Source organism: Vampirovibrio chlorellavorus (assembly GCF_003149375.1).
GTDB classification, from domain to species: domain Bacteria; phylum Cyanobacteriota; class Vampirovibrionia; order Vampirovibrionales; family Vampirovibrionaceae; genus Vampirovibrio; species Vampirovibrio chlorellavorus_B.
This window is the reverse complement of record NZ_QFWH01000003.1, coordinates 329,384-344,960: the sequence shown is the minus strand read 5'-3', so window position 1 is coordinate 344,960 and position 15,577 is coordinate 329,384. Positions and strand designations below refer to the sequence as shown.

The 15,577-nt window shown below is 55.7% G+C and carries 14 protein-coding genes; 5 read left to right on the top strand and 9 right to left on the bottom strand.

Annotated elements, in window-relative coordinates; all coding sequences use genetic code 11:
• Positions 1 to 329 precede the first annotated feature (329 nt).
• Entirely contained in the window at positions 330 to 1,439 is a 1,110-nt protein-coding gene (locus tag DF283_RS06070) for a hypothetical protein (RefSeq protein WP_303673836.1), read from the top strand.
• A 309-nt stretch (positions 1,440 to 1,748) separates the two neighbouring features.
• Positions 1,749 to 3,428, top strand: coding sequence for a hypothetical protein (locus DF283_RS06065; protein WP_303673835.1), 1,680 nt, complete (start codon positions 1,749 to 1,751; stop codon positions 3,426 to 3,428).
• Positions 3,429 to 3,717: 289 nt separating this feature from the next.
• Here the strand turns inward: DF283_RS06065 and bioF are convergent, their stop codons facing one another.
• The 6 genes from bioF to DF283_RS06035 all read right to left on the bottom strand — a co-directional run bounded on the left by bioF (position 3,718) and on the right by DF283_RS06035 (position 9,282).
• A complete protein-coding gene (bioF, locus tag DF283_RS06060; protein ID WP_303673834.1) occupies positions 3,718 to 4,917 on the bottom strand; it encodes an 8-amino-7-oxononanoate synthase in 1,200 nt (399 codons plus the stop codon).
• A gap of 120 nt (positions 4,918 to 5,037) precedes the next feature.
• Positions 5,038 to 5,304: a NifU family protein gene (locus DF283_RS06055; protein WP_303673833.1), complete on the bottom strand. Its 267-nt coding sequence runs from the start codon at positions 5,302 to 5,304 to the stop codon at positions 5,038 to 5,040.
• Between the two features lie 70 nt (positions 5,305 to 5,374).
• Positions 5,375 to 5,737 (bottom strand): HesB/IscA family protein, encoded by a 363-nt coding sequence (locus DF283_RS06050; protein WP_303673832.1) that lies wholly within the window; start codon positions 5,735 to 5,737, stop codon positions 5,375 to 5,377.
• An 80-nt stretch (positions 5,738 to 5,817) separates the two neighbouring features.
• Positions 5,818 to 6,567 carry an SDR family NAD(P)-dependent oxidoreductase gene (locus tag DF283_RS06045; RefSeq protein WP_303673831.1) on the bottom strand — a complete coding sequence of 250 codons (750 nt, stop codon included), beginning with the start codon at positions 6,565 to 6,567 and terminating at the stop codon, positions 5,818 to 5,820.
• An 84-nt stretch (positions 6,568 to 6,651) separates the two neighbouring features.
• Positions 6,652 to 7,836, bottom strand: coding sequence for an MGDG synthase family glycosyltransferase (locus DF283_RS06040; RefSeq protein WP_303673830.1), 1,185 nt, complete (start codon positions 7,834 to 7,836; stop codon positions 6,652 to 6,654).
• 369 nt (positions 7,837 to 8,205) lie between these two features.
• Positions 8,206 to 9,282 (bottom strand): GNAT family N-acetyltransferase, encoded by a 1,077-nt coding sequence (locus DF283_RS06035; protein WP_303673829.1) that lies wholly within the window; start codon positions 9,280 to 9,282, stop codon positions 8,206 to 8,208.
• An 89-nt stretch (positions 9,283 to 9,371) separates the two neighbouring features.
• On the opposite strand from DF283_RS06035, the gene smpB reads away from it, so the two are divergent.
• Positions 9,372 to 9,854, top strand: coding sequence for an SsrA-binding protein SmpB (smpB, locus tag DF283_RS06030; RefSeq protein WP_303673828.1), 483 nt, complete (start codon positions 9,372 to 9,374; stop codon positions 9,852 to 9,854).
• 225 nt (positions 9,855 to 10,079) lie between these two features.
• Positions 10,080 to 11,195 (top strand): hypothetical protein, encoded by a 1,116-nt coding sequence (locus tag DF283_RS06025; protein WP_303673827.1) that lies wholly within the window; start codon positions 10,080 to 10,082, stop codon positions 11,193 to 11,195.
• Positions 11,196 to 11,299: 104 nt separating this feature from the next.
• On the opposite strand, the gene DF283_RS06020 is transcribed toward DF283_RS06025, so the two are convergent.
• Together DF283_RS06020 and gmk are read right to left on the bottom strand one after the other, a co-directional pair.
• On the bottom strand, positions 11,300 to 12,640 hold the full coding sequence (locus tag DF283_RS06020; protein ID WP_303673826.1) for a radical SAM protein: 1,341 nt from the start codon (positions 12,638 to 12,640) through the stop codon (positions 11,300 to 11,302).
• A gap of 338 nt (positions 12,641 to 12,978) precedes the next feature.
• Positions 12,979 to 13,590, bottom strand: coding sequence for a guanylate kinase (gene gmk, locus DF283_RS06015; RefSeq protein ID WP_303673825.1), 612 nt, complete (start codon positions 13,588 to 13,590; stop codon positions 12,979 to 12,981).
• Positions 13,591 to 13,682: 92 nt separating this feature from the next.
• Here gmk and DF283_RS06010 point away from each other — a divergent pair, with 92 nt between their 5' ends.
• Positions 13,683 to 15,362, top strand: a complete 1,680-nt coding sequence (locus DF283_RS06010; RefSeq protein ID WP_303673824.1) for a hybrid sensor histidine kinase/response regulator — start codon at positions 13,683 to 13,685, stop codon at positions 15,360 to 15,362.
• A 16-nt stretch (positions 15,363 to 15,378) separates the two neighbouring features.
• Here the strand turns inward: DF283_RS06010 and DF283_RS06005 are convergent, their stop codons facing one another.
• Positions 15,379 to 15,558: a ferredoxin gene (locus tag DF283_RS06005; protein ID WP_303673823.1), complete on the bottom strand. Its 180-nt coding sequence runs from the start codon at positions 15,556 to 15,558 to the stop codon at positions 15,379 to 15,381.
• Positions 15,559 to 15,577: the final 19 nt, after the last annotated feature.

The window sequence follows — 15,577 nt, the reverse complement described above, 5'->3', positions numbered from 1 at the left end:
AGAGGCCGCTGAAAGCATTACTGACTTCATTGGCCTTACCAACACTTGCTGTTGGCTTACAAACTGCGTATCGGGTCAGCCCCACTCAAACTGAAGAGCGCTGCCCAAAAACTCCACCGTTTACCGGAAGGCAATGCCCCGGTCAAAACCGGTAAACCCCTACCCCACCTTGCTTTCAGCCAGTTCAAAAACAGCACTCCCAAATGGGCTGGCCTCCCCCGGACAGAGGAGTCCAGCAGGTATTCCGGCCTCTTTTTTCACTGAAAGAATACTATAATAGGAAGGTGGGAAGTTTTTGACAGAGTGAGCAGCAACCGTGATGGTTCCCCATGACAACTTCTGAATCCGGGGCTGAGTCTGGGCCAGAAGCCTGCCCCGAAGCGCGGGACACAGCGCAGGACGCGGCGCTGGACGCAGCGCCGACTCATCGCCCCCCTCAGGGCAGAAGCCCAGGGGCCATACTGGCCCACGCCCTGAGCCTGTACGCGAAGCACTGGAAAGCATTTACCTGCGCTTTAATCGGACCGGTAACCCAAATGGTGGCGGGCGCCTATGGCAGTCAGGGGATCAACTTGTGGTTGCTGGACCAGAATCAGGTCCTGGCCATGCGATACCCCTGGACGGCTATCGGCCTGAGTATCGTGATCACCCTGCTCTGCACAGGGCTGATGTTGCGGGGTGGATGGCAATACGTGCTGGCTTGGGCCAGCCTGTGCCTCAACGCCTGGGAGGCGGAAAACGGACAGCCGCTGGACTTTAAAAAGGCGTATCAAAGTCTCAGCGCAGCGAAAAAAGCCCCCTACGCCATTCTGGCCTGCACCTATTTCAGTCTGCCCGCACTGGCCTTTTTGCCCTTTATTTTTCTGGCCTTGCTGGGCGTCTTTTTGGGGCCCAGTATGCTGGAACTGCTGATAATCGCGGGCATTTTGCAAAGCCTGCTGCTGGGAGCCCTGTGGGTGGCCAGCCTGATTCCGCTGACCTTCACCTTCCAGATTGCCGCCTTTGAAAATGGCCTGCCCGCCAACCCGGTCCATACCTTCCTGCTGAGTTCCAAATTCGTCCTCAAGCAGTTCTGGAAGACCACCTGTCTGCAGATCACCGTGTTCCTGCTGACCAATATACTGATTCCTCAGCCATTGATCTGGCTGTTCCGGCTCTTTCAACTGAGTGCGCCCCTGGATCAGCTGCACCGCTGGCTGATTCAGCAATTGATGGCTGGAATGGGAACAGAAGGAGACTTCAACAGCCTGCCCCTGTGGAAAAGTCTTTTGGGGGAAGACTTTTCGTGGGTTCAACGGTTATCCCAAACCCTCACCGATCTCAGCCTGTCCTGCACCCTGACCCTGTTACTGCTTCCACTGGGCACCCTGGTATTTACCCTCCTTTATAAAGATATTCTGAAATGCGATCGATCTAAAAAAACATGGCTGGGTTTTTAGGATCGCTCAAAAAACAGGTGGGGAATTCCATGACGCCTGCCTGTGTAACCAAATGTATCAATTTTGGGGAGGCCCCCTTCAGGAAAACAGAAAGACGCCCGAAGAAAAGAGCAGTGGAAATTCCATTTTCAATGTCTCTCCCCTAAAAAAAATCTCGAAACGGCGCCTTACTCTCGGGCGCCATTTTTATAGGCTCATCATTTTAATTCTTTAGGTTTCATTCTTAAAGAAGAACAATTGCCAGGCCAGCGCTAGGCAAGCCCTTTAAAAAGTCTTATAGTTTGAATAAGTAAACAATTGGCAGGAAGCATGCACCCTACCTCCTTCAAAATCCGCTTTGCCCTGGCCCTGATGGCCGCCCTGTGTTGCCAGTTTGGCCTTCTCTACGCCGGTGCGGAAGCCACCCTGGACGAATTGGAACAACGTTTGTTTTCCATGACCTATCCTCAGGAAAACAGCACCCGACGACTGGACCGACTGGAGCAACGGGTCTTTGGAGACGTGCAAGCCGGTACGGATAGCAGCCGAAGGGCCCGTCTGCAAGGGGTTTTGAAAAATCTGTTGCCCCCCGGCTCTCCGCAGTCAGCCTCATCCCAGAACGCCACGCCGACGCAGTCAGCTCCATCGGGCCTCAATCCGGCCTCCGCCAGAGATTATTCCGGGTCAGCCCCGCCCGCCATCCCGGACGCCACCGACTATCCCACCGTAACCGCTCTGGAACGACAGGTTTTTGGCCGGGACTTTACCCGGGAAGACGTGCAGGTCCGGCTGAGCCGTCTGGAGAAAAAGGTATTCGGTCAGGCCAATCCCAACCGAGCCCTGGCTGACCGGGTAGACAGCCTGCTCTCCCGCTATCCCAATGTCACGGCCAGCGCCAGCACCGCGCCAGATGTGATCAATGTGCGCCCCAGCGCTGTCAGCCCTGCCCTGCAAAGCCTACCGGATGATCACGCTCAATTTACCAGCACTCAACGAGACATCTACAGCAAACTGGAGGCTCTGGAGCAGCATCACTTCAACGGCCAAAGCACCCCCAACGCCCTGATTACGGAACGACTGGATCGGCTGGAATTAAAGGCCTACGGGCAAACGTTCAACGGACAATCAGTGGACAACCGGGTGGCTCGCTTGCTAAGCCCCTACCAAAGCCATCGTACCGCCAATCCAAATACAGCAAGCAGCCAAGGTGGCCTCAACCGCCCGGGTTTTCAGCCCCGCCCCGGCTATCAAAGCCCCGCTGGCACCTGGCAATCTAGCACGGACACCGGCACTGGCACCAGTACCATCGGCGGGCCACCCCGAAATATTCAGATTGGGGGCGGGTTCAGCAGCAACAGCAGCTACAGCTTCAGCCCGGAGATGATGTCCATGCTGCCGCCCCAGGTTCGTTCCCAACTGGGTGAAAGCACCAGTAGCGGAACCGTAATCGGATCTCCCGGCACCGTGGTCATTGAGCGGCAAGCACTGGGGAGCGCCGGTTCCCATTCAGGCTTTCAGACCTACGGTAACGCCCCCGTGCAGACTTACAACTATTACAGCAGCCCGAACGGCACAGTCTCCCAAAGCCAGTCCACCACCGTAATTCAGCCCCACGGGGGACAAACCACGCTGGAAACAACCACCAGCGGATACCCTACCCCATACTACGTGGGCGATCCTGCCTTTTTGCAAAGCCTGAACCAGCTGGAAATCAACGTGTTCAGGCAGGTCAACACCGTGGAGGCGGTGCCAGTGCGTCTGGGACGACTGGAGTCCTCCCTGTTGGGGCAAATGTACCCGGCCTTGCCCGAACCACAGCGTCTGGCCAATCTGGAAAAAACCTACCGCCTGCAAGCGGTCAGCAAGTTACTGGGCCAAAGCAAGGGGGCCAACCTGGGCCGAGGGGTGGGCAGCCTGTTTATGGGAGTGCCTTTGAACGCCCCCAACCCGATGAATCCGATGGGAATGCCCCAACCCCTGCCGATCAACCCCGGCGTGTTTGGTCGCTAAACCCGCGTGCGCCAGTAGCACCCGAATTCAGCACCACAGGGCCCATACCGGGGATCTCCTATGAATGTTTTCAACGGGGCGAGCTCCCAAAGTAGGCAAAGCAAAAAGCAAAGTATAAAAGGGGTGCGAATGGCGGTTCGCCATCAGCACCTTCCTTGGGTTGCTGAACAGCCAAGGCTTTGAAAACATTCGTAGGAGATCCCCGGTGTGGGCCTTTCTCCACGACCGCCGAGACGCCTTGCGAACTGTCGTGTCAGCCAAAGGGAAAAGGGATTCATTGGAGCCGTCGTCAAGTGACCCGCAGCAAAGTTGCCAAAGCGGCGCACAGGCTTTCAATCTGGGCCTCTGTGTGTGCAGCGGACAAGGCAATCCGCAAGCGAGCCGTTTTTGGGGGCACGGTGGGCGGACGAATGCCCTGCACAAAATAGCCCGCCGCCAACAGCGCCTCACTCATGGCCACCGTGCGGACGCTGTCTCCAATCAGCACGGGCACAATGGCGCTCTTGAGGGGCAGGGGAATCCAGTCTTGCAGACCGTGGGCCCTCACCGCTTGCTCAAGAGTCCGCACATTGCGCCACAAGCGCTCCCGCCACACAGGCTCCTCTTGAAGCAAATCCAGCGCCGCCAGAGAGGCGCCCAGCACCGTCGGCGACTGGGCAGTGGAGTATATAAAGCCTCGGGCCTGATTGACCAACCAGTCGATTAACACCTGAGGCCCGGCCACGTAGGCACCCGATCCACCCAAGGCCTTGCTGAACGTGCCCATTTGCAAGGCCACCCGATCACTGACCCCAAACTGCTGGCACAATCCCGCCCCGCCATGGCCGAACAGGCCCGTAGCATGAGCCTCATCCACCATCACCAAGGCCCCGTAACGCTCGGCAACGTCCACCAGGGCCTTTAAATCCGGGTAATCCCCATCCATGGAGAACACACTATCGGTGATCACCCACTTGCGGGCTTCAGCCGGGGCCTTTGCCAGTTTTTCCGCCAAATGGCCCAAATCCAGATGACGATAACGGCTCCAATGGGCCTTGGACAGCAAACAGCCATCAATCAGGCTGGCATGGTTCAGGCGATCGGCAAAAACGTAATCATCCGGCCCCAAAATGGCCTGCAAAATGGCCACATTGGCCTGATAGCCGGAGTTGAACACCAGCGCGGCCTCCGCATGCTTGAAGGCGGCCAGCTTGGACTCCAAAGCCAGCACCAGCGGGTTGGTACCCCCAATCAACCGGGAGGCGGTGCTTCCCGTGCCGAACTGCTCCACGGCTTGCACGGCGGCAGCCTGCAAACGGGGATGCCGGGCCCAGCCCAGATAATCGTTACTACTAAAGTTAATGGCTGGCTGTCCTTCCACTCGAACGGCCATGGGGCCAGCCTCAGGCGTCCACACCAGCTCTCGGCAGCGCCGTAACTGGCCCACTTGGGCCTTTTGCGCCAACGCTGCCTGATAGCCTGCCAACAATGAAAGATCAATTCCTGCCATGGCCAGCAGCATAACAAATCCGCAAACGTTTGGCACCGCACAAACCGGGTTTTAACAGCGAACACTGAAAAACCCCGACTCGCTTCAAGCCGGGGTTTTCAAAATCGGGGGCGGGTTGCTCTAGACAGAAACCACTTCGGTCACGCCGGGAACGTACTGCTTGAGCTGCTCCTCAATGCCCATTTTCAGGGTGTAGGTGGAGCTGGGGCAGGTACCGCAGGCCCCTTGCAGGCGAACCTGAACCACGCCTTCGGCGGTCACGTCAATCAGTTCCACATCGCCGCCATCGGCTTGCAGGTAAGGGCGCAGCATGTTCAGCACTTCCTGAACCTTGTCGCGATCGACCACAACGGCCTCAGTCGCCGGGGTTTGCAGAGTCTCTTCCATGGGGGCATCTCCTTAAAATCAGTTGCGTGAGGAAAAATCGGAGTCGCTGCGGTCTTGCGGTCGGTAGTCGTTAAATACCGAACGAGGTGCCGCAGCCGCAGGAACTGGTGGCGTTGGGATTGATAAATTTAAAGCCGCCATCCATCAGGGCGTTGGAAAAATCGATGCGGGTGCCCTTGATATAGGGAACCACCATGGGGTTCACGAAAAAGGACACCCCATCAAAGTCCAGCACCAAATCCCCTTCCGCCGACTGCTCAGCGGGCTGTAGGTCGTATTGCAGGCCAGCGCAACCGCCACCGACCACGGCCACCCGAATCCCGGTATTGGCAGAGTCTTTCAGCACCTCTCGGGCCTTGGTCACCGCTGCGGGGGTTACTTCAATGATGGAATTCTGAGCCTGTTCAGGGGCTTGCTCGGCGATTTCAGCCATAACCATCTCCTTCGCATTTTGGGGAATCTGCCCTAAGCATAACGTAAGCGTCAACGTTTTTCAACGCTTCCCGTCCGTGCCTAAACCACACTGCCCCCGTCAATGGTAATAATTTCGCCGGTCATGTAGGTATTGCGATCCGACACCATAAAGGCGGCAAACTCGGCCAACTCTTCCGGGCGACCCATGCGGCCCTTGGTACACCACATTTCATACACTTCCTTGAATTTATCCGGCAGGGAGTGCCCCAGATCGGTGTCAAAAATTCCGGCGGCAATGCCGTTTACATTCACGTTAAAGGTGCCAGCCTCCTTGGCCAGACACTTGGTGAAGCCAATGACAGCCGCTTTACTGGTGGCGTAATGCACCGAGGTGGGCAAGGCCCGAATGGCCCCGATAGAAGTCAGGTTCAGGATGCTTCCGGCGCGCTGGCGCAGCATTTGCTTGAAAAAAGGCTTGGTAATGTAGTACAGGCCATTCACGTTGGTGTTGATGACGTTCAGCCAGGCGCTTTCCGTGGTGGTCACAAAACTGTCGGCCTTGTTAATGGCCGCGTTATTCACCAGGGCATCAATGCGCCCGAATTCGGCCATGATATCAGCGACCATCTGCTTGATGGCGGGCTTATCCACCACAGACACCTTGAAAGCCATGGCTTTACGACCGTATTGCTCAATACGGCGAACGGTATCCTGGGCTTCGGCGTCATTGGAATTGTAATTAAAGGCCACGTCCGCGCCTTCTCTGGCGAATACTTCGCACAACGCTTTACCAAGCCCCCGGGAGCCCCCTGAAATAAAGGCCTTTTTACCGTCTAGCAGTCCACTCATTAATTTACCGCAAACCTTTCTACTCAAAACACAGAGGAGACGAGTATCGAAAATATATCAAAAAAACAGAAAAGCCCCAGATTATTACGCAAGTACAGGCTGATCCAGAAACACGGAGTCTTGTATAAAACGCAGCACATCCTGAGCGATATGATCCGAAGCGCCGGGACGCCCATGAAGCGCGGCGGCTTCTTTTAGCGCAGCGTAGCGACCTGGAGATTCTAGCAAAGATTCTATCATAGGCACAATTTGCTCGGGCTGCTTCAGCATCAAGGCAGCGCCGGTACTGGCCAAAAACGCTGCGGTCTGGGACTCTTGCGGCATGGGTGGGGTCACGGCGTCGGCAATCAGGGGCAAACGACAGCTCAACGCTTCAAACGTGGTTAATCCGCCCATTTTGGTAATCATAATGTCGGAAGCCATCATCAGGCTCTCGATCTCATTGGTAAAACTCAGCACCTTGACCGGCACTTCAGCCTGATCGGCAATCGCCTGGGCCGCATGCAGCAATTCTTCGTTTCGCCCAGCCAGAAACACCACCTGAATGGGAGCCTGGGCCAAACCGGCATTGGTAAGCAGGGCCTGATAGATGCTAAAGATATTTCCGCCACCCACCCAGCCAGCGTTCATAAAAATGGTGAACCGTTCCGGGGTCAACCCCAGTTGACTGCGAATGAGGCGCTTTTCCATATCGGTGACCGGATGAAACTTGGAGTGTACTGGCATGCCCATCACCTGAATCTTGTAGGCTTCCACCCCAAAATCCATCAGCTGCTTTTTAGCGAATTCACTGGCCACGTAATACTGGCGCACATCCTCACAAGCCCAGCCCCGCCAAAACCCCTGATACGGATCCGTCACCACGGTCAGCAAGGGAATCTGATCCTGTAGCTTCAAGCGACGTAGCACATAAGCGAAAAAATGCTGGGTCATGGGATGCACCGACACAATGACATCCGGCTTCATCTTACTGAATATGCGCTGGGCGTAACCCATGGCGCTCTTGAAAATAAGCCGGGACTCGTTGGGGCGAAACTTGTTGACGGCGTTAAAGTAGTAGTGCATCAAGTCCTGATGATCACGCAGGAGAAAATTATAGAAGTCAGCGGCTTTACGACTGATGTAATGGGCTTCTTCCAGAACCTGGGTGACCGTAACCGTGGTTTCTCCACCCGAAACTTTAACCAGACTGTTTTGGAGCGCGTTGGCGGCGCTACGGTGTCCACCACCGGTATTGGATGAAAGAATCAGGACGTTTTGCGATGCCATGCCGGGTAACCGTTACTCTGTTCATTAAGGGACGGTTTAGTGATGGGGGTTTTGAGCCAAATCATCGGATTTCAAGACAGGAGCATTGTCGTTCGTTTGGAGCCCGGAGTCAAGGAAAGGACACCAGAACCCGGGCAGCCGGACACACTGTCGAGACGCTGGCAAGGTGCCAGGGTTACAGACGTTCCACATTCTGGAAAGTATTGACTTCTCTCAGCCGGATGCAAATCACAGTCTCCCAATCTCTAAGGAACAGATTACCACCTTTTAACTTAAAAAACATTTAAATGAGCAACTTGGGTCTGGGTGAAAACTCTTGTTCTTGCCTGAGTGAATGCCCCGCAAGCTCTTGAACCGGGAGGATACCGTTCAATCCAGCCAGCCGCCCAGTGCCTCCGGGGGCTGCCCGGCGGATTCCCAGATCCGACAGTTCATAGCCGGGGTGGGACGCCCCGAAAACAGCAAAATGGGCGACTGCAAGCGACTGCCCTTATCCTCAACCGGTATCCAGTAATCCTTTAACAGCACCTCCGCAATCCCCAGCCGCTGAAAACCCAACTGCTCCAGTGTTTCCAGACCAGCCTTGCAGAACTCGAAGCATTCCACATACAAGGTAGCCCCTGTGGTGGTCAGTAACACCTGCTGTACGGCATAAGTGACCAAATCCCGGTAGGCGCTTTGCCAGCCTGGACTGGCCAGGATATGCAGGGTAAAATCCTTATAATCCCGGGTCACCAGTTCCACGGAGCCAATAAAACAATCCCGGGCCAAATCCTGAAAGACCCAACGCCGGTTGAAGGCCCCCCGCGTCTTCTCAATGAGCCGGAGGGGCATGGGCCGGTAAAAATCCCGCCACCCTTTACTGAGACCCACTCTGGCATCCACGGGCAAACAATCGTTGTACAAAGTGGCCAGCTTGGCGCAATCGCCGTTGTGACTGTCACGCAGCCCATCCAGAGTAACGGGGGGCAACTTAAGGTTGGCCGGATTCCGGTGGACAAAGTAATGCTGCCGGGCACTGCGGCGGAAGCCACAGGACTTGAGCAGGGCCAGACCCGTCTCGTAATGCTGATCCACATAGGCCAGAAAGGTTTGAACCCCATCGCCCCCGTAGCGGTTGATCACGTAATTGACCAGCTGCGTCCCCACATCGTAGGAAAAAGAATCCGGATCCAGAATCAGATGATCAATCTTCCAGCGGCGGGAATGCGAGCCATCCCGGCTCAGCCAGATCATGCCCAACACCTTGTCCTCGGCCACAGCCACGAAAATAGCGGGCATAAACTGCAAATTCAGGGGCAACAGCTGGCTAACCCGGTGCATGGGGATGTACAACTGTTGCATGGTCTTCAACAGAGAGTATTCCGACTCCCGATCACTATAGCGATTCAGCAAGGTCAGTACCTGTCGAAGTTCGCTGGGGCGCAGCGCCCTGATTTTAATCATTGTGCTATGATTCTCAGATAATATACCCCTATTATAATGTCCCTTCGCCATCCTGGCAGATGCCTGTTTGGAATCGAAACCCGAATCTCATGACCACCAAAGACAAAGCAACCAAGCGGCAAAGCAGCCTGATTGTGAACAACAAGAAGGCCTACCACGAATATCACGTTCTGGAGACCTTCAAAACAGGCATTGTGCTGACCGGAACCGAGATTAAATCCCTGCGGGCCGGGAAAGTTTCCATGAATGACAGCCACGCCCGCATCCACAACAGTGAAGTCTTTCTGTACGGCCTGCAAATCAGCGCCTATGAGCAGGGAAGCTACAACAACCACCAGCCGGATCGGGTGCGCAAGCTGCTGTTAACCCGTCAGGAAATCAAGAAACTGATCGGCAAAACCAAGGAATCCGGGCTGACCCTGATTCCCCTGAAACTGTTTTTTGAGCGCTGCTGGGTCAAAGTGGAGCTGGGACTGTGCAAGGGTAAAAAATTGCACGATAAACGGGACGCCATTTCCGAGCGGGACAGCAAGCGGGAAATCAGCCGGGCCCTGAAGCAGGGAAATCGCTAAAAATCCTACAACCGTATTAGAGAGGGGATGAGGCGCTTTTACCGAAATGCGTCTAAAATCAAAATACGGAGGAAAGTTCGGGTCAGACCCCATTGGTCATCTTAAAAGTCTGGTTGCGGAAGAAGGCCCCCATTGCAAGCGGGCCCCTGATTGCCGAAAAATGGCCGGACCCAGGAACGCCTTTCCCGTTCTTTTCAGCAGAGCATTTGAGCATAAGGAGACGCCATGCCTCCCAGAATCAAGCAGGGGGAAGTCCCCAAACCCATCCTCAAAAAAGGCATTATGGGCGGCTTTCCCTTTAACGCCCTGACCACAGCCTGCCTGCACGCCGGATACACCGATTGCGTCATTGATTTCGGCTCGCCGGAATCATCACCTTCACTTCGGGCCGCCAGCAGCGTGCAAATTGGCAAGGGTCGACAAAAGATCACCGTGGATCTGGGCGGACGGTTTTACAATAGCTACAGCGACGCCCTGTACCGGGGCCAGTTGCCGGAGGTCATTCTGGCGGCTCCCTCCGCCACCCGCTTTCCGGACTACATACTGTCCTTTACCGATTACATTGAGCAGCTGGCCAAACTGGGATTTTTCGTGCCCCGTAAGCAGGTTCTCCAGCGGGACCCGGTGACCGAGCTGATCCCCTGCACCATTTTGACCGGAGAGGGGCTGCTATTCAGCCGCTTTATCACAGAACTGATGAGCAGCCTGAAAACGCTACAGCGGGAGCATCCCAGCCTGAGCGATGACATCCGCATGCGGATTATCGGGCGTTTTGTGCGGGGCTTTTGGGACTCCTCCTATAGCCCAGGCGAGCCTGACCTTGGCCCCATCAGCGCCAAACTGGACACCCTGCCTCAAGTGCCCACCCATATTTCCATTGCCGGGGGCGACTTGTGGACGCAGGGCACCATCCAGACCGTCCTGCAAAGCCGAGGACTGCAAGTCAAAATCCCCCTGCAGAACGACAACGCCCCGGAGCGGCTGGAATTCCAGAAGGCCCTGACTCGGGTATCCACCGTCATACTGCCCGCCCTGATCCGGCTGGACATGCTGAGCGAAAGTGAGGCCGCCAGCCTGGCCCCTAAAATTCAGGAAGGCATCTGGACCATTGGCATTAAACGAGACGTCCTGAGTGAAAGCGAAAAAACCGCCCAGCCGGACAAGCATAGCAAGGCCAAATCCCCACAGGCCAGCAAGCCAGCGCTGCCCCAACTGGGCTGGAGCGATGTGGCCATTATGGCCGGGTTAAACCACTACGCCCAAACTCTGCACCTGCCGGAGGAGAGCCAGTTGTTTGGACAACTGACCCAAAAACTGTTCAGCTATTGCCAGCAACAGTAAACGCCAATCAAGAAATTGGCCGAAAATTCGTACACGCCCTTCCGCGTGTGCCGCCACACTTTGACAATGGCAAAAGCTGGCCGAGGGAAGCCCCTTGTCCTCTTCTAGCGGATTTGCCCGGCCAGTTGCTTGGCCTTGATCAGGGTGTTGAAGGACACCAGAATGGAAGGGTAATTCCGCTGGCTTTCCAGGGTACAGCCACGGCATTCTCTGGCCTTGCCCACCTGCTCCCGGTAGAATTTGGCCTTTTCGCCCTGCCACAGGCTCTGGAAGTTGAAATCGGCCTGCCGCAGGTTGCCAAAGGACTTGTTTTCCGTGGGATTGTGGGCAAACTCCTCACAACCGCTGACTTCACCTTCACTGCTGATGTAAGCGCCCAGGCTCCCCGCCTTGCAGCAAAACATGGGTTTTTCTTCCACCACGGTGCGGCGGTTCTCTTCCTGGCTAATCAGGTCTACCGCCGACTTCAGGGCCCCATCCTCCGGGGTGCTGGTGTGGTACAGGAACTTCAGGCGACCAGACAAGACATCCTCTTTCACCCGCTGGGTGATTTCCAGGTACTTGGCCTCAAAAGGCTCCAGTTCCCGCTTGGCCCGACGATCCTGAAAAGTGGGCAAATCGTGGCCGGTCATCTGCACACTGCGGCGCATCAGATTCAGGTTCCATTTGTCCGGCTTTAAAATATCCCGAACCATCAGGTACCAGTCATCCATCACCTCCACATTGCTGGGCGAGCAGACCGTGCAGAGCTGAATGTCCAGATGATCGTAGTCGTACAGCTCCCGGATGGTTTTCAAGGCTTCCAGCGCGTCAATACTGTTCTGCCAGGCGTCCCAGGAGCTGGACTTGGTATAGCGAATGGCGTTATTGGCCTCTTTGGGGCCTTCAATGCTCAAACTCCAGGTCAGATGGAGATTGGGGCAGGTCTGCATAATGCGATGGGTAATTTCCAGAAGCAATTCAGGCTTCCAGGCATTGGAGATGATATACACCGACTGAACCGGCGTGAGACGATAAGCCGCCTCAATGATTTCCGGCAGTTGACGGTTCAGGGTCGTCTCTCCGCCAGAGTACACAATGACATTCAGGTTTTTGCCAATGGAAGCGTAGGTCTTCTCAATCTCGGCCAGACTCATTTCATTGGTTTTGGCGTTCAGCGTATCGGCAAAGGAGCAAAAGCCGCAGCTGTAGTTACAACGGGTGGTCAAAATATGGGTCAGCATGACCGGGTCCGGCACCTGATAAAGCATCTGGGCCGCGAAGCCCCGCATAATCGGCCCAAACAGGGCCCGATCCGTGCGGGATTGGATGGGGTCATAGACCTCTCGATGGTAGACAGAGGGATACTTGCTTAAGTCAACCCCCAACAAAGCCAGGCGCTTGGCGTTCTCCGCCTCTGGGCGCAATTTGACGTTCCGCTGATTATCTGAGAGCAAGGTTGCCATTATGATTCAAAATCCTTTTTCAAGGCCTTTGACAGGGTTGAGTATGGGAAAAATGACTTCACGAAGGTGCCTTTACAGGGAATTCCAAGGGATACAGCCGCAACGATTGGGTGTCATTAAGTGGAGGAAAGCACTTTAGCGGGTGCTACGGGTGGAAATGACTGGGTAACTTCTCAAAACGTCAACCACAACAATCCGATAAACCCGATCTGCCTGAAGCAAGGCCTCCTTGATTTTATCCATTCGTACATGCCTGCGACTAATAAAATAAAAACAGCTTTAAGGCTCAGGTTGATACTTTCTATAGTTTACTCCAACTCCTGACCAGGATAAAGGTTTTAGCGCAAGGTGCGCCCCGAAGCGGTTCCGGCCATGATCTCCCGGATGGCGTCCAGGCACGTTTCCAAACGCTCATTGACCAGCACATAGTCAAACTGATCCTGCAAGGTCATCTCGTGCCGGGAAATTTCCAGACGACTGGCAATCTCCGCTTCCGCCTCAGTGCCTCGGGTGCGCAGGCGATACGCCAACGCTTCCAGGCTGGGCGGGGCCACAAAAATCAGGTGCGCCGACGGGAATTTTCGTTTCACCTGAAGGGCGCCCTGGGTTTCAATCTCCAGCAACACGCTGCTACCCGCTGCCAAAGCCTCCTGAACCACCGAGCGAGGGGTTCCATAATAATTCCCGTTATACTCGGCCCACTCCAGCAAATGATGCCGCTCGGCATCGGGCTGAGCCTGATCATGGGCGATCATGGCCTCAAACGCGTCCCGGGTTTTGAAGTGATAGCTCACCCCATCCGTTTCTCCGGCCCGCATGGCCCGACTGGTGGCGGAAATCGACAAGGTCAGATTGGGCTCAACGGCCAGCAACATCTTGCACAGCGTGCCTTTACCCACACCGGAGGGGCCGGTGATGATGTAAATATGGCCGGGGACGGGTTGGTTCATGAGGGCCATCAACAATCCACTTCATTCAAAACTACGGAATCCACCCAGACCGGGAAGCCATGAGACGGCAAGCCAAAGGATGCTCAGCGCCGATGGTACACTGCACGGTTGGGGCTTATAATAATAACGTAAGCCCCAGTCCACAGGAAACCATGAATCAGCAAGCGCAAACCGCGTCCACGGACGCGCCCCCTGTTTTGGCCAGCCGAACCGGCGTCATCTTCATCGTGGATGATGAAATGATGGTCACCCTCAGCCTGCAAACCATGCTCAGTCTGGAAACCCCTCACCAGGTTCACTGTTTCAACAACCCACAGGATGCCCTGGAGCAGGTGAGCGTAATGCGCCCCGATGTGGTCATCTCGGATTTCTCCATGCCCGGGCTGGACGGCATTCAGTTTCTGCGGAAGGTCAAAGCCCTGCTCCCGGAAAGCACCCTGATTCTGCTGACGGGCTACGCGGACAAGAAAAACGCCATTGAGGCCATTAACACCGTGGGCATTTATCGCTACATCGAGAAGCCCTGGGACAACGAGGATCTCAAACTCAGCATTGAAAACGGACTGGAACGCAGTCGGCTGGTTGGCGATCTCAAGACCTCTGTGGCGGAACTCAGCGAGGCCCGTCGGTCGCTGGAGCGTCACAATGTCCATCTGGAAAGTCTGGTGGCCGAGCGCACCCGGGATTTACAGGACACCTACCAAAAGCTGCAATCCATCGTCAACAACACCGCCGATGGCATTTTGACCCTCAGCCCCCAGCTGACCATCACCTCGGTCAACCCGGCAGCCAGTCAATGGCTGGGGCAAAAACTGAACCTGACCGCTGCGCAAGCCGCAGCAAAACCCATTCAGACGGTATTGACCCTCCCCCCGGCCAACGGTCAACCGCGCCGGATTGAGGAACTGTTCCAGATCACGCCCGGCCCCCAAACCGCGGAGGTCCTGCTGGGAGATCTCCCGCTGGAAGCCAATATCTCGGCCTTGTCCGCTCAGTCGGATATGGCAACGCCGGGTTTTGTGGTAGTGCTACGGGATATCACCCAGCGCAAGGATATCGAGCGCCTGCGGGATGACTTTATGTCCACCCTGACCCACGATTTACGCACCCCGCTGCTGGCAGCCATCCAGACTCTGGGCTTTTTCGCCGACGGCACCCTGGGAGAACTTTCCGAGAAGCAACTGGAATTGATTCACATGCTGACCCAAAGCAACCGGGAACTGCTGGGGCTGGTCAACGTACTATTGGAAGTCTACAAATACGAATCGGGGCGGCAAAACCTGATTCTGGACACCGTCAGCGTGGGCGATTTACTCGAACAAATCACCCAGGAGCTGGAAGCGCTGGCCAGACACCGGGAACAGACCCTCAGGCTGGAGTCCCTGGATGACTTTCCGCTCTCCGAATACCGAGTGCGTGGGGATAAACAGGAGCTGAAGCGGGTCTTTGTGAATCTGATCGGCAATGCCATCAACTTTACCCCCAAAAATGGTCAAATTCAGGTGGTGTTGCAACAGGAAAGCAACGCCAACCCGCCACAGGGTCCCAACCTGCGCATTCAGGTCATAGACAACGGTCGGGGCATTCCAGCAGCGGATATTCCCGTACTTTTTCAGCGCTTTTCCCAAGGCACCAGCAAGCAGCGCTCCTCGGGCTCCGGCTTGGGCCTGTACCTCAGTCGGCAAATCGTGGAGGCCCATCAGGGGCAAATCGGGGTGGAAAGCGAAGAGGGCAAGGGCAGCCGCTTTTTCGTGGTGCTTCCAACCCTATAGATACGCCGCTGAGGCGCTACTCCTCGATTTTGATGACGCTCACCGGGCAGACCTTGGCCGCCTCCCGGCACTCGGCCTCGTTGCCGGGCACCTGCGCGTTGTCCGCTTCCGCCGAATCGTACACCGTAAACACAGCCGGGCAAATGGACTCGCACGCCCCACAGGCGATACAACCGGCTACAATTTTAACTTGCATGGCGTTTTACTGGCATAGG

Coding starts and splice junctions, on each gene's coding strand:
- DF283_RS06070 (WP_303673836.1), top strand. CDS start 330: ATGACAACTTCTGAATCCGGGGCTGAGTCTGGGCCAGAAGCCTGCCCC.
- DF283_RS06005 (WP_303673823.1), bottom strand. CDS start 15,558: ATGCAAGTTAAAATTGTAGCCGGTTGTATCGCCTGTGGGGCGTGCGAG.
- DF283_RS06045 (WP_303673831.1), bottom strand. CDS start 6,567: ATGAGTGGACTGCTAGACGGTAAAAAGGCCTTTATTTCAGGGGGCTCC.
- DF283_RS06025 (WP_303673827.1), top strand. CDS start 10,080: ATGCCTCCCAGAATCAAGCAGGGGGAAGTCCCCAAACCCATCCTCAAA.
- DF283_RS06035 (WP_303673829.1), bottom strand. CDS start 9,282: ATGATTAAAATCAGGGCGCTGCGCCCCAGCGAACTTCGACAGGTACTG.
- DF283_RS06050 (WP_303673832.1), bottom strand. CDS start 5,737: ATGGCTGAAATCGCCGAGCAAGCCCCTGAACAGGCTCAGAATTCCATC.
- gmk (WP_303673825.1), bottom strand. CDS start 13,590: ATGAACCAACCCGTCCCCGGCCATATTTACATCATCACCGGCCCCTCC.
- smpB (WP_303673828.1), top strand. CDS start 9,372: ATGACCACCAAAGACAAAGCAACCAAGCGGCAAAGCAGCCTGATTGTG.
- DF283_RS06040 (WP_303673830.1), bottom strand. CDS start 7,836: ATGGCATCGCAAAACGTCCTGATTCTTTCATCCAATACCGGTGGTGGA.
- DF283_RS06055 (WP_303673833.1), bottom strand. CDS start 5,304: ATGGAAGAGACTCTGCAAACCCCGGCGACTGAGGCCGTTGTGGTCGAT.
- DF283_RS06065 (WP_303673835.1), top strand. CDS start 1,749: ATGCACCCTACCTCCTTCAAAATCCGCTTTGCCCTGGCCCTGATGGCC.
- DF283_RS06020 (WP_303673826.1), bottom strand. CDS start 12,640: ATGGCAACCTTGCTCTCAGATAATCAGCGGAACGTCAAATTGCGCCCA.
- bioF (WP_303673834.1), bottom strand. CDS start 4,917: ATGGCAGGAATTGATCTTTCATTGTTGGCAGGCTATCAGGCAGCGTTG.
- DF283_RS06010 (WP_303673824.1), top strand. CDS start 13,683: ATGGTACACTGCACGGTTGGGGCTTATAATAATAACGTAAGCCCCAGT.